Genomic DNA, 22,191 nt, shown 5'->3' with positions numbered 1-22,191 from the left:
GGCTCCTCACGCAGTCGGATTCGGGGCGGCGAGGAAACGGTCCATGGCGGAAAGCATGCCGCCGACGGCGTCCATTGGTTTCTTCAATCCGCGGAAGGCATCGGCAAGGGCCTGGGACATCTGGTTCTGGAAGTCGGTGCCGGCCCCCGCAAACCATGCGGGCGGATCAAACACCACGTTGTCACCCGCGGCGGCGTAGTCGGACTGCGGCCGCAGGCCCCGGTACTCGGCGGTGTCCTGGGCGGGGAGGTAGGCGGGGATGTGTCCTGCCGTGCCCCACTGGGGTCCGCCGTCCCGGATGACCGAGGTGACGAATTCGTAGACCGAGCGGCGGTGCTCCTCGGTCATGGACCGCTGCCGCGGCAGCACATAGCTGTGCGAGTCGGCGTAGGCGGCGGGCGTTCCGAACATGGTGGGCATCGGCATGGCGCCGAGGTTGGGCACGGAGGCGCTGAGCCCGGCAACCTCCCACACACCGGAGAGGATCATGCCGACCCGTCCGCCGTTGAAGGCTGCCAGGCCGCCCTCGTAGTCCAGGCTTTCGGTCAGGGCCTTGCCGTCCATCCAGGACGCCACGGATCCGATCACCTGCGCGGCTTTGTCCTCATCCAGCCCGGCCTTCTGTCCCGGTTCAAGGCTCCACTGGCCGCCGGTCTGCCGGTACAGCCCCCAGAACAGCCGCCATGCCTGCGCGGTATCCATCAGGTAGCCGAAGCTGATCCCGTACCCGCCGGTGGCTTCCGCGAGTTTGGTCCCCACTTCGTGCAGCTGCTCCGGGGAGGAGATGTCCATGGTTCCGTCGCTGGCCAGCACTCCGGCGCGCTCGGCCAGGTCCTGGTTGAAGAAGGAGATGAAGGGGTGGGTGTCCAGGGGCAGCGAGTACAGCTTTCCCTCGTACTGGCAGGATTCCCACACTGCCGGCGCGAAGTCCTTCTCGCCCACGCCCAGCTCTGCCAGCAGGTCCGTGTCCCACGGCTCCAGGAGGCCGCCGGGTGCGTAACCGGGCATCCGTGACAGGTGCATGATGGCGGCGTCCGGGGGCTGCTGGGAGGCGGAGCTCATGGCGAGCTTGGTGTAGTACGGGGATCCCCAGGAGAGCGTGGTGGGTTCAACGCTGAGCCCGGTCCGTTCCTGGATGTCCGCGATGATGCCGCGCATGTTCGCTCCGTCGGATCCCTGGAAGGGGTCCCAGACGGTCACCGGTGCACGGCCGCCGCCGTTTCCGCCCGGGCTGCCGCAACCGGCCACTGCACCTACGCCGGCTGCCGTGACGGCAGCGGCCAGCGCTCCCCGCAGGAACTGCCTGCGGTCCGGATATCTGGTGTTCATCCTGCTCCATTCCTGGCCTTCGGTGCTGGCTCATCGTTGAGGACAGACTCTGTGGTGAGCTGAACCACATGACGTGGATTCTAACGTTAGCAATTGGTAACCGTCTACTCTGGGTGACGAACCATTGAAATACCCGGCCCGGAACCCCGGGGTCCGACCAGGGAAGGGAACCGGCAAGTGAAGCGTGTGGGGATCAAGGAAGTCGCCGAGCGTGCGGGGGTGTCCTGGAAGACCGTCTCCAACGTGATGAACAACCGCCCGGTGGTCCACCCGGAAACCCGCGCCCGCGTCCTGCAGGCCGTGGAGGAACTGGGCTACACGCCCAACCTGATCGGCCGCCAGCTGCGCCAGGGCTCCACCCGGGCCATTGCCCTGGTGGTCCCGGATCTGCACAATCCCTACTTCGGTGTGCTGGCCCAGACCCTCGAGCAGGCGGCCAAGCAGCGCGGTTACACCATCTCCATCGAGATTTCCGGCGGCACGGTGGACGTCGAACAGCACTACCTGCACGGCTGGCACGGCCGCCTGTTTGACGGCCTGATCTTTTCTCCGTCAGCCGTGACCGCCGAGGCCATCGCCAAACGTACCGACCCCACGCCGCTGGTGCTCCTGGGCGAACGCATTATCAGCACCGACGTGCCCCACGTAGCCATCGACAATGTCGCCTCCAGCGTGGATCTGGTGCGCCACCTGGTGGAGGGCGGACGACGCCGGATTGCCTTCCTGGGCGCCGACAGCACCGGAGGCATGTCCACCGGAAGCCAGCGGTTCGAGGGCTACAAGGCGGCCCTGCGCTTTGCCGGCCTGCCGTACGACGCCGCACTGGTGGCGGCAACCGGCTCGTGGTTCCGCCAGGACGGCTACGACCTGGCCCGGCAGATCCTGGGCTCGCCGGACGTGGACGCCATTGTCTGCGCCAATGACCTGCTCGCCGTCGGCGCCCTCGCCGCGGCGCGCGACCTCGGCCGGCTGGTTCCCTCCGACCTGGCACTGGTGGGCTGGGACAACATCGACGAGGTCCGCTACACCTCCCCCGGGCTGACCTCCGTGGCTCCGGACCTTGCCGCGCTGGCCGAGGCCGCACTGGATTCGGTGCTCGGGGAGCTGACCGGCGAGGTGGTCATTCCGCACCGCGTCGTCGAACGCGATTCCTCCGCACCGGCAGTCCGCGCCTGACCCGGCGGCCCTGACCGAGGCCCGATCACTGCGGGAACACCCACGATGACGCTGGAAAATTCTAACGTTGCAATAATGTCGTCCCTGCGGTTGACTGGGATCACAATTTTCACGCCGCCTGAAGGATGTTCCATGACCCTCCCCGCGTTTGACCCGCCCGTATCCGCCACGGATGTCCCCCGCCCCGAACACCCCCGGCCGCAGTTCGTGCGGAAAAACTGGGTGAACCTCAACGGCACCTGGGATTTCGAAATTGACCGGAGCGACTCGGGACTGGACCGCGGCCTGCTGGAACGCCCGCTCAACGCCACCATTACCGTCCCCTTCGCCCCCGAAGCGGAACTCTCGGGCATCGGCGAAACCGATTTCATGGATGCCGTCTGGTACCGCAGGACCATCACTGTTCCGTCGGACTGGACCGGGCTGCGTCCGGTCCTGCACTTCGGTGCCGTGGACTATGACGCCACGGTGTGGGCCAACGGCACCGAAGTTGCCCGCCACCGCGGCGGGTTCACCCCCTTCGAGGCGGATCTCTCCGGCATCGCGGCGCCGGGCGACGACGTCGAAATCACCGTCCGTGCCCGTGACCTGCACGGCGAGGTCCAGGCCCGCGGCAAGCAGGCCACCTGGTATGCCAACACGCACTGCCAGTACACCCGCACCACCGGAATCTGGCAGACGGTCTGGCTGGAAGGGGTCCCCCGCACGGCGGTGACCCGCATCCAGGTCACCCCGAACCTCGCCGGCCGCAGCTTCTCGGTCACCGTACCGCTCAACGCCAACCTCCCCGGCGGCACGCTGACGGCCACCCTCACCGACACGGACGGGCGCACGGTCGCGGAAGCCTCCGTGGACACCGCCTATGACCTGGCGCCGTCCCTGGTGCTCACGGTGCCGGCGGAGGATGTCCGGATCTGGGATGTGGGCGATCCGCAGCTCTACGGCCTGGAGATCTCCCTGCGCACCGGAGACACCGAAGTGGACCGGATCAGCAGCTACACCGCACTGCGCTCGGTCGGCATTGACGGCAATTCCTTCCGGCTCAACGGCCGCCGCGTCTTCCAGCGGCTGGTCCTGGACCAGGGCTACTGGCCCGAATCCCTGATGACGGCACCCTCGGACCAGGCGCTGATCGATGACATTGAGCTTTCCCTCGCTGCCGGGTTCAACGGTGCCCGGCTGCACCAGAAGGTCTTCGAAGAGCGGTTCCTCTTCCACGCCGACATGCGCGGCTACCTGGTCTGGGGCGAGTTCGGGGATTGGGGCGTCTCCGGGCAGGGACCGATGGGCGCCAACCAGAAACCGGATGCCTCGTTTGTCTCGCAGTGGCTGGAAGCGGTGCAGCGGGACATCAACCACCCCTCGATTGTGGGCTGGTGCCCGCTGAATGAGACCCACCAGGTGCTGCATGACCGCATTACGGTGCTCGACGACGTCACCCGGGCTATGTTCCTGGCCACCAAGCTGGCCGACCCGTCCCGCCCGGTCATTGACGCGTCCGGCTACTCGCACCGCGTGCGGGAGACCGATGTGTACGACTCGCACTCCTACGAGCAGGATCCCGAGGCCTTCCGCACCGAGCAGCAGGGCCTTGCCGAGGGCAAACCGTTCCTGAACCGGCCCGCCACGCTGGGCGAGATCGGGCTGCCGCACGGACAGACCGAGTACTCCGTCCCGTACGCCGGCCAGCCCTTCTTTGTGTCCGAATACGGCGGCATCTGGTGGAACGAGCAGGAAGCGGCCGAGGCGGAGCAGGAACGCAAGGCCGTCGGCAGCGACCAGGCCGATTCCTGGGGATACGGTGACCGCGTCCGGTCCGAGGAGGAGTTCTATGCCCGGTTCGAGGGCCTGACCAACGTCCTGCTCGATGACCCGAACATGTTCGGGTACTGCTACACGCAGCTGACGGACGTGTTCCAGGAAAAGAACGGAGTTTATGACTTCAAGCGCGGCCAGAAGTTCGACGTCGAGCGGCTGCGCAAAATCCAGCAGCGCCCCGCCGCCTACGAGGAGCGGACCGACTAAGGCGCACCTGCCATAGGCTGTACGCACGGTTTCCGGCCGCCGTGGGGGTGGGCCGCGCCGCTAATCCGCGCCGCTAGTCTGCGCCGCTAAACAAGGAGTCTCAGCGATGAATTACCCGAAGCCTGTCCGCCTGCGCGGGCTGGTCCTCACCGTTCTGCTCGCCGGCCTGCTCAGCGGCTGCTCCGGATCCGGCGGGTCGGATCCGGAGACCGGCTCCGGCTCGGCGGCCCCGTCCGCCGCGGCAGAGGGGAGCACATCGCCCTCGCCGTCGGCCACGCCGAAGGTTCCGGCCCGCAGCGTGGACGCGACCGAACTGGCCATCGGCGACTGCTTCTCCAATCCGCCGGCTGATGAGGAGCAGGCACAACTGGCCGAAGTGGACGTGGTCCACTGCGACCAGCCGCACGAGCAGGAGGTCTACGCCCTGACCACACTGCCGGCCGGGAAGTTCCCGGGGGAAGACGCCGTGGACACGGAGGCGCAGGATTTCTGCTCCGCCGAATTCGAAGGGTACGTCGGCCGGGCCTACGAAAGCTCGGAACTGGAAGCTGCCTACCTGGTGCCCAGCCCTGAATCCTGGGCGTACGCCGATGACAGGGAAATTGCCTGCACGGTGCTCGGCCCCTTCGGCAATTCCTCCTCCGAGTCCTTCAGGGACGCGGACCGGTAGGGCGGATCCTGCCACGTTTCAAAAAGCGCTGCCGGCCGCGAGGCCGGCAGCGCTTTTTTGCTGTCCGTGACGGGGGCGGGCCCGCGAAGTGGAAGTGGGGGTGGGAGCCAGTACACTGTGCTGGCAATCACTTTCTGTCATCCTGGGGGGGCTGGCAGTATCGGCTGGCTGCCGTGCCCTGCAACGTTGCAGGACACCTCGCGGTCATCTGGTTGTAACCTGCATCATTTAGCGTCATCCCGTAACACCCGTCACCATCGCTGGCCGGCCATCACCTCCGGACGGCATCACTTGCGCCACCCCCTTTGCCGCACCGCGCGGCCATGACCCGTCGGCCGGCACGGCCGACCAAGGAGTATGAGGCATGAGACCTTCAACCTGGAAGGCCGTGCTGGGAACAACCCTCTCGGCCGGCCTGCTCGCCGCGCCGCTGACCGCGTTCCCGGCTTACGCACAGGACGGCAAAGCCGCCGTCCCCGGCATCATCATCAATGAGGCGTACCTGTCCGGCGGTAGCGCCAACGCCCCGTTCAACACGAAATTCGTTGAACTCTACAATCCCACCAGCGAGGCCGTGAGCCTGGACGGCTGGTCCCTCCAGTACCGCTCCTCCGGCGCCACCGCGGCCCCCACCGGCATCGGTGCGCTCTCCGGCACCATTGCTCCCGGCGGCTACTACCTGGTCTCGGGTGCCAGCAACGGCACCACCGGGGCAGCGCTTCCGGCCGCTGACGCCACCATCGGCGCCAGCTTCTCCGGCACGGCCGGCACCCTGATCCTCTCCAACCAGTCCACCCGGGTGGATCCCCTGCCCACCGGCTCGGTGACCGCCGCCCCCGGCGTCGTCGACCTGCTGGGCTACGGCACCTCCAACACGTTCGAGACTGCTGCAGCCGGGGCACCGGCGGGCAACTCCGATCCGAAGTCCCTGAACCGCACCGGCTTCGCGGACTCGAACAACAACGCCGCGGACTTCACGCTCAGCACCGCCGTCACCCCCACGCCCTCCGCAGGTGCGGTGACCCCGGAACCGACGCCGACACCCACCCCGACGCCCACGCCCACGCCCACGCCCACGACGCCGGTAGAGCCCGGCGCGGTGGTTCCGATTGCCGAGATCCAGGGCACCGGCGCGGCCAGCCCGATGATCGGCCAGTCCGTCACCACCCGCGGCAAGGTCACCGCCGTGTACCCCACCGGCGGCTTCAACGGGTATTACATCCAGACCCCGGGAACCGGCGGAGACCTGGATCCCGCTGCGCACACCGCATCGGACGGCATCTTCATCTTCTCCGCGGCCACGGTGGGCGAGGTCGCCGCAGGCGACTACGTCGAAGTCACCGGCACCGTGGGCGAGTACTTTGAGCTCACCCAGCTCACCGTCGCAGCCGGGGCCATGACCAAGCTCAGCGAAGCCGCTCCGGAGGTCAAGCCGGCGGCCGTGGCCTGGCCCGCCACCGACGAGGCACGCGAAACCCTGGAGGGAATGCTCCTCGCCCCGCAGGGTGACTTCACCGTCACCGACAACTTCTCCCTGAACCAGTACGCGGAAATCGGCCTCGCAGCCGGCACCTCCGCACTGGTCCAGCCCACCGCCGTCGCCGCCGTCGGCACCGCGGAACACGCCGCCGTCGTGGCCGACAACGCTGCCCGGGCCGTGAAGCTCGACGACGGTGCCAGCACCAACTTCCTCAACGCCGCCAACATGGACAAGCCGCTGCCCTACCTGACGCCGGAAACCCCGGTCCGGGTCGGTGCGGCAGCCACCTTCAGCACCGGCGTCATCCTGGACTTCCGCAACAGCGCCTGGAAATTCCAGCCGCTGACCGAGCTGACGCCCGCCAACGCCGCAGCGGTCCAGCCGGCATCGTTCTCCAACACCCGCACCGCCGCCCCTGAAAGTGTGGGCGGCAACCTGAAGCTGGCCTCCTTCAACGTGCTGAACTACTTCACCACCACCGGAGACAGCCTGGCCGGCTGCACGTTCTACAATGACCGCAGCGGAGCTCCCGTCACGGTCCGCGGCGGCTGTGACGCCCGCGGCGCCGCCAACGCGGCAAATCTGGAACGCCAGCAGGCCAAGATCGTGGCCGCCATCAACGCCCTGGGCGCCGATGTGGTCTCGCTCATGGAGGTGGAGAATTCCGCCAAGTTCGGCAAGGACCGCGACGACGCACTCTCCCGCCTTGTGGCCGCGCTGAACGCTGACGCACCGGGAACCTGGGACTACGTCCGCTCCCCCGCAGCCCAGCCCGCGGACGAAGACGTCATCCGCACCGCCTTCATCTACCGCACCGGCACGGCAGAGCCCGTGGGTGAATCCACCATCCTGGACAACGAGGCTGTCTTCTCCAACGCCCGCGAACCGATGGCTCAGGCCTTCCGGCCCTCCGGGGCTGACGAGGGCACCGAGATCCTGGCAGTGACCAACCACTTCAAGTCCAAGGGCTCCGCTCCGGCTTCGGGTGAGAACGCCGACACCGGGCAGGGCGGCTGGAACGCGGACCGCGTCCGCCAGGCCCAGGCACTGGTCGACTTTGCCGCCAGCGCCTCGGAAGCCGCCGGCACCGACAAGGTCTTCCTGCTCGGCGACTTCAACGCCTACCACGCCGAGGATCCGCTGAAGGTCCTCACCGACGCAGGCTACATTGATCTCGGCGCAACCACCGGCAAGCACTCCTACGCCTTCGGCGGCACTGTCGGCAGCCTCGACCACATCCTGGCCTCCCCGGCGGCCAATGAAGCGGTTACCGGCGCCGATATCTGGAACATCAACTCGGTGGAGTCCGTGGCGCTGGAATACAGCCGCTACAACTACAACGCCACTGATTTCTACGCCGCTGATCCCTACCGCGCCTCGGACCATGACCCGATCCTCGTGGGGATGAACCTCACCGCCGAGGGTACGGACACCTCCACCCTGAACCTGTTGAACATCAATGATTTCCACGGACGCATTGACGCCAACACCGTGCCCTTCGCCGGAACGGTTGAAGAGCTGAAGGCCGGCGCACCGGAAGGCAGCTCGCTGTTCCTCTCCGCCGGCGACAACATCGGCGCCTCGCTGTTTGCCTCCTCGGTACAGCAGGATGCCCCCACCCTTGACGTGCTCAACGCCCTCGGGCTGCGGGCCTCCGCCGTCGGCAACCACGAGTTCGACGCCGGCTTCGAGGACCTCACCGGACGCGTGGATTCGGCAGCGCAGTTCCCGTACCTGGGCGCCAACGTCTACACCAAGGGCACCACCACTCCCGCCCTGCAGGAGTACGAGATCATCGACGTGAACGGTGTGCAGGTTGCCATCATCGGCGCCGTCACCGAGGAGACCGGCACGCTGGTCACCCCGGGCGGCATCAGCACCATCGAATTCGGGGATCCGGTCGAGGCCGTCAACCGGGTGGCGCAGCAGCTCGAGGAACAGGACCTGGCCGACGTCATCATCGCCGAGTACCACGAGGGTGCCGGCAGCGGCACTCCGGACGGCGCGGACCTGGAGCAGGAACTGGCCGCGGGCGGGGCGTTCGCCTCGATCGTCAATGACACCACTCCGCTGGTGGATGCCATCTACACCGGCCATACCCACAAGCAGTACGCGTGGGACGCGGCCATTCCGGACGGAAACGGCAAGACCCGTCCCGTGGTGCAGACCGGTTCCTACGGTGAATTCGTCGGTCAGATCAAGCTCGAGTACAACGCCGAGACGGACGAGGTGCTTTCCTACACCGCGTCCAACGTGGCACGTACCACCACCGCCCCCGCCGAGCTGGTTGCCGCCTACCCGGCGGTTGCCGAGGTGAAGCGGATTGTCGACGCCGCCCTGGCCTACTCGGCCGAGATCGGCAACCAGCCGATCGGATCCGTGACCGCGGATATCACCACGGCCTTCGTGGGGACCGCCCGCGATGACCGCAGCTCCGAGTCGACGCTCGGCGGGCTGGTGGCGGATTCGCTGCTGTCCACCCTCTCTTCCCCCGAACGCGGCGGCGCAGAAATCGGCGTCACCAACCCGGGCGGACTGCGCGGCGAGCTCTACTACGGTGAGGACGGTGTGATCACCTACGCGGAGGCCAACGCCGTACTGCCGTTCGTCAACAACCTCTGGACTACCACGCTGACCGGTGCCCAGCTGAAGACAATGCTGGAGCAGCAGTGGCAGCCGGACGGCAGCTCGCGGGCCTTCCTGGCCCTCGGCCTGTCAGACAACATCACCTACACCTTCGATCCGGACCAGCCGCGGGGCTCGCGGATCCAGACCGTCACCGTCAACGGTGCCGCCCTGGATCCGGCCCGGGACTACCGGGTGGGCACCTTCAGCTTCCTGGCCCAGGGCGGAGACAACTTCACCGTCTTCCAGGAAGGCACCAACACCCGCGACACCGGCCTGGTGGACCGTGATGCCTGGATCAGTTACATCTCGGCCAACAGCCCGCTCTCCCCTGATTTCGCCCGCCAGGGCGTAGCGGTCAAGGGAGCGCCTGCCACGGTGAAGGCGGGAACGGCTGCAACCTTCACGGTGTCCCAGCTGAACCTCACGTCACTGGGCAGCCCGGCCAACACCTCGCTGGCCGTCAGCTTCGTGAACGCGGCAGGCACGGCCACTCCGCTGGGCACCGCACCGGTCAACGCAGGTTCGGCTTCCGTCACGGTGACCGTACCGGCGTCGGCGTCCGGGGCCGGACGGATCGTGCTGACGGCCGCAGAATCCGGCGCCACGGTGACTCTGGCGGTAACGGTGGAGAAGCCTGCCCCGCCGGCGCCGGTCTGCAAGACCCCCACGGCACCGAAGAACTGGTGGGATATCCTCGGCTGGGCCCGTTACGCCTACGAGCTGGCGCAGTACGTCCTGTGCCTGGCCGGCCGGAGGTAGCCCCCGCCCTGTACTGAGTGTCCTGTACTAAGTGCCCTGCACTAGATACAGGACAAACCAGAGGAAGCGCCGCTCCGGATGCCCGGGGCGGCGCTTCCTCTGGTTGCGGGCGTGTTCACCCGCAGCTGTGCGTTTCCCGGTACCGTGACGCCGGCTCAGCTGCGGTGACGGTCAAAAAGCGGGGCCGTGCTGAGATTGCTGAGGCGGACGGCGTCGGACACCACCGCCGCCAGGCTGCCGGTGCGCGCCAGCACCGCCCGTTGCCGGCGGGCCCCGGTTCCGCGGCCCAGCACCTGCCGGCCCAGGGATTCCACAATGGCCACTTCGCCCTGTTCTTCCAGCACCGGCCGTACGTATTCCAGCAGTGTTTTCCCCACGGTGGCGTTATCCGCAATGGCAGCTCCAAGGGGATCCACCAGCTCCCCGTCCAGGCCGAACCGCCCCGCACGCCAGGCGGCCAGCCGCAGCAGGCTCTCCGGAACCTCCCGCGGCGGCACCCCGCGCCGCCATTCCCGGGCAGCTGTTTCCACCAGCGCACGCACCAGTGCGGCGAGCAGGACGGCGTCATCCGCGTACAGGCAGACATCGGCTATCCGCACCTCAACGGTGGGGTGGCTGCGGCTGAGCCGGGCGTCAAAGTAAATCTGCCCATGGTCCATGGGCACCTGGGTGGACAGCAGGTCATTGACCAACCGGTGATAGTTACCGGCGGACCCGTAGACCGGGTACGGTCCCGCCATCGGCCAGCGGCTCCAGACCTGGGAGCGGTAGCTGGCGAAGCCGGTGTCCGCCCCGTTCCAGAACGGGGAATTGGCGCTCAGCGCCGCAAGCAGCGGAAGCCAGGGCCGGATCCGGTCCAGGACAGCCACGCCTTCCTCATCGGATTCCACTCCCACGTGCACGTGGCAGCCGCAGGTGAGCTGTTCCCGGGCAATCTGCGCGAACCGCTGTTCCATGCCGGCGAAACGGTCCCCTTCCGTAAGGGTGGGCAGGCAGGGCAACGGAGACGTGGCAAGCGCCGCGGCCCGTGCTCCCGCTGCCGACGCGGCCGCGTCGGCGAGCGCCCGGCAGGCAACCAGGTCCGCCGCGAGGGTATCCAGGGCCAGATGCACCCGGGTGCCGGATTCAATCTGTTCCTGCTTGAATTCCGCCATCAGCTGCCCGTCCGCCGGTGCCGACGCGCAGATCACCGGCCCCACCGGCAGCGGCACACCGGTGTCGCCGTCAACCAGGAGGTATTCCTCTTCAATCCCGACGGTGCGCATGGCTCCGCCCTTCAGTGGTGTGTGGGCGGGCCGTTGCTTGACCCGGAGCCCAACTGTAAGTCGGCCGGCCATATCGGGCAAATACTCTGGTAAACCCGCCGGCTACTGGCTTAGGGTTCCGGGATGAGTGTCCACAGTGAGGTAGGCAGCCGGTGACGGCGGCGGAACAGCAGCGGGCGGTGCGCAGCCGGGGCGCCGATCTGGCGGTGTTCGAATACGGTCCCCCGCCAACGGCGGACAACCCGGCCCTGCTCCTGGTGCACGGCTACCCGGATGACCATCATGTCTTCGACGGCGCCGTGGAACGGCTGGCCGCAGACCGCCATGTCATCACGTACGACACCCGCAATGCCGGAGCCTCACGCGTGGATTCCGAGGAGACGTCGTCCTACAGGCTCAATCTGCTGGTGGAGGATCTGTACGCGGTACTGGACGCCACCGGTGCGGGCAGAGTCCATCTGGCTGGCCATGACTGGGGTTCGATCCAGGGCTGGGCCGCCCTGCAGGACCCGCGCGCAGAGGAACGCATCCTCAGCTACACCAGCGTTTCCGGACCGGATCTCGGACATGTCCGGAACTGGCTGGCGTCCCGGGTGCGGACTCCCCAGCGGTGGCCGCAGGCGCTCAACCAGGCGCTCCGCAGCTCGTATGTGGCGGCCTTTCAACTGCCTGCCGTACCGGAAGCCGCCTGGAAGTACGTGCTTACCCCGCGCTATGAAAAAAGATCGGGCCGGAGTATCGGGAATAACGCCGTCCGCGGACTGCAGCTCTACCGGGCCAACATGTTATCCGGGCCCACACCCCCCACGGGCACGTACGCCGGTCCCGTGCAGGTGATTGTCCCGCTGGAGGATCCTTTCATCTCTCCCCTCCTGGCCACCGGGCTGAAAGACCGCTTCCCGGAGGTTGAAGTGGTGGCAGTGGACGCCGGCCACTGGTTCCCGGAGGACAACAGCGCTGAGTTTGCGCGTCTCCTGGACCGTTGGATGCGGGCACACCCCGGCGGAAGCACCGCCTGACGCACGGCAGCGGCGGACCCTCCGGCCGCCGCTGCCCGGCTGCGTCCAGGGCGGTCGCGCCCGGGACACTATGAGCGATGCCGGCCTTCGCTGCCGTGGCCGCCCTCGCCTTCCATTTCAATCTCTTCCTTGCTGACGTCCTCGCTGATGGTGGCCTCTTCGGTCACGGTTTCGGTGTCGAGCCGGACCCGTTCCACGGGAACAGTATCCTTCTGCACCACCGGTTCCTCGGCATGGAGGGTCACCTCGTGTTCCTCTTCGCTGATGGCCGGACCGTCCATTGCCGCGTCGCGGTTAGCATCGGTAATCGGCTCGCGGCGCAGCCTGGGCTCCTCATGGCTCACCGGAACCGTCTTGGTGACGTTCTCGGTGGTGATATATTTCCGCAGCCGCGCACGGCCGGATTCCCGGCTCTGCTTGCCGACGCGCAGTTGTTCCTCGGACCGGGTCATCGCATCGTCGGTGGTGGGTCCGGAGGTGTCATGGCCCACCCTGGGGGCGTGCTGGCCGGGAGAGCGCCCGGACGCATCCACGCCGTGGCCCGAGTCCGTGTGCGTTCCGGCGGACCCGGCACTACCGGACGTTCCCGCGGACCCGGATGTTCCCGAGCTGTCAGAGAAGTCCGTACTGCGGCCGGTCGAGGACGTTCCGATGGAATAGTAGCTGTACAGCTCGTCCTGCTCCTGTTCGCTGATGTGCCCGTCCTCGTCCACCCGCGGTGCGTCCTTGACCATGCTCTTGGAGTACGGCACCCGGACAACTGAACCTTCCAGGGTGGCGTCCGCCAGGGGAACAAAGGTCTCGGAGGACCCGAAGAGGCCGGTCTTGGTGGTCACCCAGGCCGGCTGCCCGGTTTCATCGTCCAGGTAGACCTCCCCGGCGGAGCCGATTTTCTCTCCGTTGGGCCCTTCGACCGTCCCGTGGTTGAGGATGGCGTCAATTTGTTCGGTGGTGATCACGGTTGTCTCCTGTATCTGCGCCGCAGCGCCTGGTGCTGTGTTGGATCGTGCATCCCCCAAACTGTTAGCGCGCTCGGTTCCCTTCTTCCGGCTCCCGCATTGGCTTGTGTACCCAAACGGTAGGCGCGGCCGGCGGGAAAACATAGGGTGCCGAGTTTGGTTTTCACCTTGACTCCGTCCCTTCCCCACCGTTCGGGAATGGATCGCCCCGACGGGGGCGTTATAACCTGCAACACACGTCAAGATTCATCAAGGAGAAGTCATGACAACGCAGGTTGAAGCAACGTCCCCCGCCCTCACAGACTGGATCCCCGCCAAGCAGTTCATCGGTGGCGAGTGGCGCGACGGCCGGTCGGAAAAGGTCCTCACGGACACCAACCCTTTCGACGGGTCCCAGTTGCTGACCATGCAGCAGGCCTCCCGGGAGGACCTGGATGACGCATACGCTGCAGCCGCGGAGGCACAGAAGGAGTGGGCGGCGAAGACCCCCAATGAACGCCGCGCCGTGATTGCCCGGGCAGCCGAAATCCTCGATGAGCGCCGCGACGAGATCATCGCGTGGCTCAACGCCGAATCCGGCAGCACCATGCTCAAGGCAAACATCGAGGTGGCTTCCGCCGCTTCCATCACCCGCGAGGCGGCAACGTTCCCGCACCGGGTGTCCGGCAAGATCATGGACTCGGATACGCCGAACAAGGAACTGCGTGTCTACCGCGCCCCGCTGGGCGTTGTCGGCGTCATCAGCCCGTGGAACTTCCCGCTGCACCTGTCCCAGCGCTCCGTGGCTCCCGCCCTGGCCCTGGGCAATGCGGTGGTCCTGAAGCCGGCCAGCGATACACCGGTCACCGGCGCCCTGATCATTGCCAAGGTCTTCGAAGAGGCGGGCCTGCCCGCAGGCGTACTGAACGCCGTCGTCGGCGCCGGTTCGGAAATCGGTGACGCGTTCGTCGAGCACCCGGTTCCCCGCATGATCTCCTTCACCGGCTCCACTCCGGTGGGCAAGAACATCGGCGCCCTGGCCGCCACCGGCCCCACCCTGAAGTACACGGCCCTTGAGCTCGGCGGCAACAGCCCGTTCGTGGTGCTGGCCGACGCCGATGTGGACCAGGCGGTCCGCGCCGCGGCCATGGGTAAGTTCCTGCACCAGGGCCAGATCTGCATGGCCGTAAACCGGATCATCGTTGAAGACGCTGTCTATGACGAGTTCGTGGAGAAGTTCACCGCACACGTGAAGACTCTGAACTCCGGCGATCCCACGGACCCGAAGAACATCGTGGGCCCGATCATCAACGCCAACCAGCTTGAGGGTCTGCAGACCAAGATCGAGACCGCCAAGTCCGAGGGCGCCCGTCTGGTGCTTGAGGGTGAACTGAACGGACAGGTCCTCTCCCCGACCGTCTTCGCAGATGTCACCAAGGACATGGAACTGGCCCGCGAGGAAATCTTCGGTCCGATTGCGGGCATCATGCGCGCCAAGGACGCCGAGGATGCGCTGGCCCTGGCCAATGACACCGATCTGGGCCTCTCCAGTGCCGTGTTCACCTCCAACCTGGAGCAGGGCGTACTGTTTGCCCGCCGCATCAAGGCAGGCATGACCCACGTCAATGACTTCCCGGTCCAGGATGAGGCGCACATTGCCTTCGGCGGCGAGAAGAACTCCGGCCTGGGCCGGTTCAACGGCGAGTGGGCCATTGATGAGTTCACCACCGACCACACCATCAGCGTCCAGCACGCTCCGCGCGACTACCCGTTCTAAGCGGCATTCGGGCATAAAGCACGACGGCGGCCCCGCACCTTTGTTGGTTCGGGGCCGCCGTCGTGTCAAAGGGTTGGAGCGGAGGCTAGTTTCCGAAGCGGGCCACGAGCCTGCCCAGGACCTGGTTGTTCTTCAGCCGTTCCAGACCTTCACCCACCTGATCGAAGCCGATTTCCTCGTACCCCGGGGTGATTTCGCCGCGAAGCATCAGGTCGAAGACTTCCTCGATGTCTTCCACCGTGCCCCCAAGGGAACCCTCGATCGATTTGCCGAGGATCGAGGTGGTCGCCACGGTGAACGTGGGTTTTCCAAGACCCACCTGGACCACCTTGCCGCCGCGCCGCACCGCGTTCACGGCCTTCTGCGTGGTGTCGAAGCCTGCGTAGTCAACGATGAGGTCGAAGTCACCGCCGCGCCGGGGATCCGTCACCCATTCCTCGGCGTCACGGACGCAGGAAACGGCTCCCACTTCCCGGGCCGCCGCCCAGGCTTCCTCCTTCATCTCGGCCACGTGCACCTCGGCGCCGGCCAGTACGGCTGCGCGGGCGCCGATCTGCCCCAGCCCGCCGAAGCCGATAACGCCAACCTTCATGCCTTTAGCGGCACCGCCGACCTTGATCATGGCGTGGTAGGAGGTCATGCCGGCGTCGGTTGCCAGAGCGGCGAGGGAGAGATCCAGTCCCTCCGGGACCCGCGCGAGGTCACGGTAGTCGGCAGCCAGCTTGTCGGCGAAGCCGCCGGGGGTGAACATTCCCAGGGGCGGCTGAACTCCGGAGGAGCACACCCCAACCACATCGCCCACCTTGAAACCGGTGACCTCTGAACCGAGCGCAGTGATGACACCGGCATTCTCATGTCCCTGCGTCATCGGCAGGAACGGCATGGCGGAATCCCCCACCTCCATGTACATCACATCCGAGTGGCAGAGGCCGGCTGCCTTTACATCGATAAGGACCTGAGTGGGACTTAGGACGGGTTCCGGGACCTCGTTCAGCTGGATCGGCTGACGGTTTCCCATGTACTGCCAAGCTTTCATCGGATGGTTTCCTTTCGGGACGGGAGCACACAGAAATCAGTGGTGCGTTGCATGAATTCTAGGTTTGGGCCCCACGGCAGAGGGGGTCGATTCGCGCCCCGCGGACTGGTGGGCGCGCCGACCGTAATGCCCGCTTCACGGCTGCTAGTCTGCGACGTACACGAACCGGAAATACTCCGGCTCGTAAACGGGGGGATGGATGGAATGACCGGTTTTGTTTGGCTCCAGGCCCGCGCACGCACCTGCGCCGTGGTCATAGCTGCCGCTGTATTGCTGACGTCCTGCGGTCAGGATGCTGAGGAACCGATGGCTGAGCCGTCAGCGTCCAAGAGCACAACGGCGAGCACCTCGGCTTCCGCAGAACCAACTTCCACTCCCTCTGCGGAGGTGGAGAAGCCCCCGGTTAAGGTCACTTCCCCCAACGGGATGCACAGCTTCACTCTTCCAACCGGCTGGTCTGCTGTTCCTGCAGAGCCGCTTCCCATCCCCGCCCACGATGTGGGCTACGTTTCGCCCGCCGGCTTCAGCATTCTGGACGCAACCGGCACTCAGGTGGCTGAGTTTTACAGCGGAGTATCGCTCGACGGTGCCGCTGTTCCCAGCCCGGGGCACGTTATGTACGACGCACAACAGCTGGAGGGGTACACCAGCAAACTCGGGCAACCGGTCTTCTTCCAGTTCGAGTCACGCCCTGAGTACACAAACATGGGCCCGGATCCGGACACCGGATATGACAAGTGGGAGGTCACCGGCCGTAGTTACCACATGCAGCTCGAGGACGGCGCATTGCCCGATACCGCTGGCATGGACGCCGGCCCGCTCCACGGCACGGTGTTTATGCCGGACGGCGGCATCAGGTTCCATGCCGTCATCGAACCCGGCGCGATCGCCGACGACGCGGCGGCGAGGGCCTGGATGGAAACCGACGTTTACCGGCAGTTGAAGGGGATGCTGCTCTCCCTGACCTACAACGGCTAGTGCCGGGCCGCCGTCACGGCCGTCATTCCGGCGTCACCGCCAATGGCACCCGAAGCGCTGCCTCCCAGCACGGCGGCGGCGATGTCATCCGCGTCCTGCAGCGTCCGTGACCCTTCCGCGGCGGCGGACCCGGCTTCGGCGGCGATGGCCGTACCCCACTGCACCGAGGAAAGCTGCAGCCCCAGTACATACAGGTTGGACACGGGTTCGCCGCTGACACTTACGCTGCGGTACGGCGGGAGCGTAACATCCAGCCCGGGCGTCACCACCGGTGTGCCGTCAGCGGACATCATCACCTTGGGCCGGGCCAGCCCGTCGCGAATCAGCCCTGCCAGCAGCGGAGACACGCTGCGGTCCACGCGGTTGGGCGGCATCATCGCCTCCATCAGGGACCGTGCCGCGTACTCGGTGCCGACCCAGGGCGAGGAGGCGGTGAACACGCCGCGTGCCTCGTCCACGTCAAACCGCGGGTCGGGGCCGACAAAGTGCACCAAGCCGGCACGGACCAGGGCTGCCAGCTGCTCAATCCGTTCCGGAGGCGGACCGCTGGCCAGGCCCTCCACCAGGGGTTCAAACCAGCCGCGCAGTTCCGCCAGCCAGGATGCCTCGGCCAGTCCGCCGTCGGCCACCACTGATTTGAGCAGGCTGCGGCCGGCGTTCAGGGCGCCGATGAGCATCTTCAGCGGATCGTCCTCCCCCGCCGCCGAGCCGGCGGCATCGGCCTCGAGGTAGGCGAGGACGGCGTCGTCGAGGTCCTGCGGACCGGAGAACGGGCGGCGGCCCAGCGGCTGGGCCAGGCCCTCCAGGTTGGTCCGCCGGGCTGCCGGGACGTAACGGTCCAGCACCGCTTCCTTCGCAGCGTCCCATTCCGGCCCGGGCAGGTGCAGTGCGGCTTCGAGCCGGTCCAGGAATTCCTGCGGCGTACCGTTCAGCTCGTCACCGGCCACCCGAGCCAGGGTGCTGTAGTAGGCCCACACAGCGTCGCGGTGCAGCAGCGGCCACAGGTCATGGTCGAAGCCGGGCTGCAGCCCGTCCGCCTTGAACGCCAGGGCAGCTTCCCTGGTGAGCCAGCGCAGCCGCACGCTGCGCGGCACGTAGGAATCCAGCCGGGCCTTGGCCCGGTAGGGGGTGCCCCGGCGGGATGCGGCGATCAGCTGCGGCTCCCGGCCCGACGGCTCGTAGCGCAGCGCCCGGCCGGCCGGCTGCCCGGTGGCCACGAAATGCCCGCCGCGCCCGAGGGTCACGGCCGCCATCACGTCGAAGAAGTTCAACCCCAGCCCGCGGATCAGAACCGGTTCGCCCGCGGGAAGGCGGGAGAAGTCGACGTCGGCAGGCACCGCCGGGGGCAGGTAGGTGAGGTGGTGCCGCTCGGCGGCGCCCTGCAGGCGTGCCTGCTCGGGCGAGAGCAGGGCCGGCAGATGGCCGATGGCCAGGACGACGGCGTCGGCGGCCAGCACCTGCTGTGCCTCCAGCTCCACGACGAGCCGTCCGTCAGGCGCCCGAGTGATTCCGAGCGCTTCGGTGCGCCGGTGCACCAGCTCCACGCCGTCTTCAGCCGCGGTGTGCTTCAGCTGCTCGTACATCCATTCCAGGTACCGGCCGTACAGGGGACGGCTCGGGAAGTCCGCCGGGCCCAGGGCGGCAAGTTCCGCCAGGTCCCCGGCCGGGAGCCCTTCGCCGGCCCGGTTGGGTGCGGACATCAGCTCGCGCCACTGGTTAAAGGAGAGTCCCTTTGGCGAAGGCAACAGGTCACGGACCGTGTCGCCGGCGGGAACCACCGTGGGAAACAGCGCCGGAGTGTTCATCAGGAACAGCCTGGACTGGCCGGTGCGCCACACGTGGCCCGGACCGGGATTAAAGGGATCCACCAGCTCAACGGTCAGCGGCCGCCGGTCCTCCGATGCGCGGCGGTGGCTCAGCAACCGGTCCAGCACCGACAGCCCGCGCGGGCCGGCACCTATGACAGCTACCCGGAGACTTTGCGTGTGACCCATGCATCTAGGGTATCGGCAGTCCCGGGGGCCGGCTTCCCGCGCCGGCCTTCCCGGCCACAGGCAAGGTGCCCGGACCGCGGGCCGGTGTCCGGAACTAGGATGGGGCCATGACATCGGTGAACCCTGACCAGGCCCCTGCAATGACCGACGAGTTCCTCTGGCTGGAGGATATCTATGGCGACAAGCAGCTGGACTGGGTCCGCCGCGAGAACGCCGTCACCGAGGAACTGCTGTCCCGCACCGGTTTCGAGCGCACCGAGGAACGGTTGCTGGAAGTCCTCGATTCCACCGACCGCATCCCCATGGTCGCCAAGCGCGGAGATCGCTATTACAACTTCTGGCGTGACGCCGCCCATCCCAAGGGCCTGTGGCGCCGCACCACGTGGGAAAGCTACCTGGCACCGGATACCGAGTGGGAGGTGCTGCTGGACCTCGATGCCCTCAGCGCCGCCGAGGGCATCGACTGGGTCTGGGGCGGGTCTCTGTTCCTGCGTCCCGCGGACGGTGTCTCCTACGGCCGTGCACTGCTGGTCCTCTCCCCCGACGGCGGGGACGCTGCGCGCTATCGGGAGTTCGACGTCGTCGACGGCGCCTTTGTCCCCGGCGGTTTCGACATCCCCACGGCGAAAAGCCGGATCAGCTGGGCCGGCGAGGACAGCCTGTATGTCGGCACGGATTTCGGTCCCGGCTCCATGACCACCTCCTCCTATCCCCGCACCAGCCGGATCCTGCGGCGCGGCCAGGAACTGGCGGACGCCGAGCTTTACTTCGAGGTTCCGGAAGAGCACATGATGGCCGTGGTGCAGCGGGACCAGACGCCCGGCTTCGAACGCGACATCGCCGTGGACATCATCGATTTCTACAACACGCGCACCTTCCTGCGGGAGGGCGGCGAATGGGTGCAGCTGGACGTGCCCCTGGATGTGAACGTGGATGTTCACCGGCAGTGGCTGCTGCTGCGTCCGCGCACGGACTGGGCGCTCGACGGCGAGACCCACCCCGCCGGGTCACTGCTGGCCGCGTCCCTGGCGGACTTCACCGGCGGAAACCGGAAGGTGCACCGGATCTTCACCCCGGAACCGTCCACGTCCCTGCAGTCCTGGAGCTGGACCCGCGACCGCCTGCTGCTGAACCTGCTGCGCGACGTCAGTTCCGAAATCACCGTTCTGGCACCGGAGGAGGGCTGGCGGGCGGAACTGCTGGACGCCTGCCCGCCGCTGCACTCCGTGGACGCCTACGCGGTGGACGACGAGGATGAGGAAGCCGGCAACGATTACTGGCTGATCAGCACCGGGTTCCTGACCCCGTCCACCGTTTCCCGGGGCACGTTGGCTGCGGCCGGATCCGAAGGAAACGCCGCGACGGCGGTAAAGACCTCACCGGCGTTCTTCGACACCACCGGACTTACCGTTGAGCAGCACTTTGCCGTTTCGGCCGACGGCACCCGGGTGCCGTATTTCCAGGTCGGCCCCAAGGACCTGCTGCTCGACGGCGGGAACCCCACCCTCCTGAACGGCTACGGCGGATTCGAAGCCTCCCTGACTCCTGCGTACAGCGGCATGGTGGGCCGCGGCTGGCTGGAACGCCGCATCACCGATGCCGGGGGTGTGGAACGGCGCGGGGTGTATGTGCTGGCGAACATCCGCGGCGGCGGTGAATACGGTCCGGCCTGGCACCGGGCAGCCCTGCAGGAAAACCGGCACCGGGCGTATGAGGATTTCGCTGCCGTTGCAGAGGACCTGGCCGCGCGCGGCGTCGCCTCCCGGGACCATCTTGGCTGCACCGGCCGGAGCAACGGCGGGCTGCTGGTGGGCAATATGCTCACCACGTATCCGCACCTCTTCGGTGCCGTGTCCTGCGGGGTGCCGCTGCTGGACATGCGCCGTTACACCAAGCTCTCCGCCGGCTACTCCTGGATCGCGGAGTACGGGGATCCCGACGATCCTGCGCAGTGGGAGTTTGTGAAGACCTTCTCGCCCTACCACCTGATCAAGGAGGGCGTCTCCTACCCGCCCGCCCTGATCTGGACCGCCACCAGCGATGACCGGGTGGGGCCGGTGCAGGCCCGGAAGATGGCGGCCCGGATGAAGTCCATGGGTGCCGACAAGGTCTGGTTCCATGAGGCGTTGGAGGGCGGCCATGCCGGTGCGGCGGACAACCGGCAGAGCGCCCGCATGTACGCCATGTCCTACGAATTTCTCTGGGAAGCACTGACCGGCGGGCTCGCCTGAGGCGTTTTGCCGAAACCGGCCGGTTGCCGGTAGTCTTGTCAGGCTGGCAGCGGAAGCTGCGAGCCATGCTGACAGTGGAAACTGAAAAGTATGTTGGAGACGTGCCAGAGCGGCCGAATGGGCTTCACTGCTAATGAAGTGTGGGCCTAAAGCCCACCGGGAGTTCAAATCTCCCCGTCTCCGCCACTAGTCCCCCGGTTTTCCGGGGGACTTTTTGCGTCTGCCCCCTTTTCTATCGGGTGAGGAACCCCGGACCGGGGCAGCCGGGGCGGCAGCCGCGTACCGTTCTGCGGTAGATTCGCCTCCGTGGCAACCAACAGCACCCGGCTTACCGGCACCCTCGTGACCCTGCGGGACATCACCCCCGGCGATGTGGACGCCATTCATGCCTTTTGCTCCGACCCCGAGGTCACGCAGTGGTCCACCTGGGGACCAAATACGCCAGCGGAGACCCGTACCTTTGTGGACACCGCCGTCGCGGAAGCTGAAGTGCCGGAGCGTTCCGGGTTCACGCTCGCCGTCACGGTGGACGGTGAGGTGGTGGGCACCGCAGCGGTGTGGACCACCAGCACTGCAGACCGCACCGGGGAACTGGGCTACACCCTGGCGAGGGAATCCTGGGGGCAAGGGCTGGGCACCGAAACCGCCGGGCTGTTGCTCCGGCATGCCTTCGGACCCATGGAGCTGGAGCGGGTGGAAGCCACCTGCGCGCCGGAGAACACCGGCTCGGTGCGCGTGCTGGAGAAAAACGGCTTCGCCCTCGAGGGCAGGCTGCGGGGGCATAAGAAAGTCAACGGAACGCGGCGGGATTCATTGTTGTTCGCGGCACTGCTGAAGACCCCGGCCCGCGGATAAGCTGGCACCCACCCCTACCGTGAAGGAAGCC

The 22,191-nt window shown here is 66.9% G+C and carries 14 protein-coding genes and 1 tRNA gene; 10 read left to right on the top strand and 5 right to left on the bottom strand.

Annotated elements, in window-relative coordinates; all coding sequences use genetic code 11:
• Nucleotides 1–6 precede the first annotated feature (6 nt).
• Nucleotides 7–1,329 (bottom strand): extracellular solute-binding protein, encoded by a 1,323-nt coding sequence (locus AC5RTS_RS09160; RefSeq protein ID WP_493991752.1) that lies wholly within the window; start codon nt 1,327–1,329, stop codon nt 7–9.
• A gap of 177 nt (nt 1,330–1,506) precedes the next feature.
• Here AC5RTS_RS09160 and AC5RTS_RS09155 point away from each other — a divergent pair, with 177 nt between their 5' ends.
• The 4 genes from AC5RTS_RS09155 (at nt 1,507) to AC5RTS_RS09140 (ending at nt 10,067) form a co-directional block, all read left to right on the top strand.
• Entirely contained in the window at nt 1,507–2,505 is a 999-nt protein-coding gene (locus AC5RTS_RS09155; RefSeq protein ID WP_493991751.1) for a LacI family DNA-binding transcriptional regulator, read from the top strand.
• A gap of 132 nt (nt 2,506–2,637) precedes the next feature.
• Complete coding sequence (locus AC5RTS_RS09150; RefSeq protein WP_493991750.1) at nt 2,638–4,530, top strand: glycoside hydrolase family 2 protein; 1,893 nt, start codon at nt 2,638–2,640, stop codon at nt 4,528–4,530.
• A 106-nt stretch (nt 4,531–4,636) separates the two neighbouring features.
• Nucleotides 4,637–5,200 carry a septum formation family protein gene (locus AC5RTS_RS09145; RefSeq protein WP_493991749.1) on the top strand — a complete coding sequence of 188 codons (564 nt, stop codon included), beginning with the start codon at nt 4,637–4,639 and terminating at the stop codon, nt 5,198–5,200.
• A gap of 364 nt (nt 5,201–5,564) precedes the next feature.
• Nucleotides 5,565–10,067 carry an ExeM/NucH family extracellular endonuclease gene (locus AC5RTS_RS09140; protein ID WP_493991748.1) on the top strand — a complete coding sequence of 1,501 codons (4,503 nt, stop codon included), beginning with the start codon at nt 5,565–5,567 and terminating at the stop codon, nt 10,065–10,067.
• Between the two features lie 155 nt (nt 10,068–10,222).
• Here the strand turns inward: AC5RTS_RS09140 and AC5RTS_RS09135 are convergent, their stop codons facing one another.
• Nucleotides 10,223–11,332 carry a carboxylate-amine ligase gene (locus tag AC5RTS_RS09135; protein ID WP_493991747.1) on the bottom strand — a complete coding sequence of 370 codons (1,110 nt, stop codon included), beginning with the start codon at nt 11,330–11,332 and terminating at the stop codon, nt 10,223–10,225.
• Between the two features lie 152 nt (nt 11,333–11,484).
• Between AC5RTS_RS09135 and AC5RTS_RS09130 the strand changes: the two genes are divergently transcribed.
• Nucleotides 11,485–12,351, top strand: coding sequence for an alpha/beta fold hydrolase (locus AC5RTS_RS09130; protein ID WP_493991746.1), 867 nt, complete (start codon nt 11,485–11,487; stop codon nt 12,349–12,351).
• Nucleotides 12,352–12,419: 68 nt separating this feature from the next.
• On the opposite strand, the gene AC5RTS_RS09125 is transcribed toward AC5RTS_RS09130, so the two are convergent.
• Nucleotides 12,420–13,310 carry a DUF2382 domain-containing protein gene (locus AC5RTS_RS09125; RefSeq protein WP_493991745.1) on the bottom strand — a complete coding sequence of 297 codons (891 nt, stop codon included), beginning with the start codon at nt 13,308–13,310 and terminating at the stop codon, nt 12,420–12,422.
• Between the two features lie 262 nt (nt 13,311–13,572).
• On the opposite strand from AC5RTS_RS09125, the gene AC5RTS_RS09120 reads away from it, so the two are divergent.
• Nucleotides 13,573–15,066 (top strand): aldehyde dehydrogenase family protein, encoded by a 1,494-nt coding sequence (locus AC5RTS_RS09120; RefSeq protein ID WP_493991744.1) that lies wholly within the window; start codon nt 13,573–13,575, stop codon nt 15,064–15,066.
• Nucleotides 15,067–15,151: 85 nt separating this feature from the next.
• Here AC5RTS_RS09120 and AC5RTS_RS09115 read toward each other — a convergent pair whose 3' ends face one another.
• Entirely contained in the window at nt 15,152–16,102 is a 951-nt protein-coding gene (locus AC5RTS_RS09115; protein ID WP_493991743.1) for a zinc-binding dehydrogenase, read from the bottom strand.
• A gap of 204 nt (nt 16,103–16,306) precedes the next feature.
• Between AC5RTS_RS09115 and AC5RTS_RS09110 the strand changes: the two genes are divergently transcribed.
• On the top strand, nt 16,307–17,080 hold the full coding sequence (locus AC5RTS_RS09110; protein ID WP_493991742.1) for a hypothetical protein: 774 nt from the start codon (nt 16,307–16,309) through the stop codon (nt 17,078–17,080).
• Here the strand turns inward: AC5RTS_RS09110 and AC5RTS_RS09105 are convergent.
• Nucleotides 17,077–19,074: an FAD/NAD(P)-binding protein gene (locus AC5RTS_RS09105; protein ID WP_493991741.1), complete on the bottom strand. Its 1,998-nt coding sequence runs from the start codon at nt 19,072–19,074 to the stop codon at nt 17,077–17,079. The genes AC5RTS_RS09110 and AC5RTS_RS09105 overlap by 4 nt on opposite strands.
• Before the next feature lie 107 nt (nt 19,075–19,181).
• Between AC5RTS_RS09105 and AC5RTS_RS09100 the strand changes: the two genes are divergently transcribed.
• The 3 genes from AC5RTS_RS09100 to AC5RTS_RS09090 all read left to right on the top strand — a co-directional run bounded on the left by AC5RTS_RS09100 (nt 19,182) and on the right by AC5RTS_RS09090 (nt 22,160).
• Nucleotides 19,182–21,305, top strand: coding sequence for a prolyl oligopeptidase family serine peptidase (locus tag AC5RTS_RS09100; RefSeq protein WP_493991740.1), 2,124 nt, complete (start codon nt 19,182–19,184; stop codon nt 21,303–21,305).
• A gap of 95 nt (nt 21,306–21,400) precedes the next feature.
• Nucleotides 21,401–21,491, top strand: a tRNA-Ser gene (locus AC5RTS_RS09095).
• Between the two features lie 120 nt (nt 21,492–21,611).
• On the top strand, nt 21,612–22,160 hold the full coding sequence (locus tag AC5RTS_RS09090; RefSeq protein ID WP_493991739.1) for a GNAT family N-acetyltransferase: 549 nt from the start codon (nt 21,612–21,614) through the stop codon (nt 22,158–22,160).
• Nucleotides 22,161–22,191: the final 31 nt, after the last annotated feature.

It is taken from the genome of Arthrobacter sp. MDT1-49-2 (assembly GCF_059090185.1).
The sequence above is the reverse complement of the archived record's forward strand: the minus strand, read 5'-3'. Positions and strand labels throughout refer to the sequence as shown.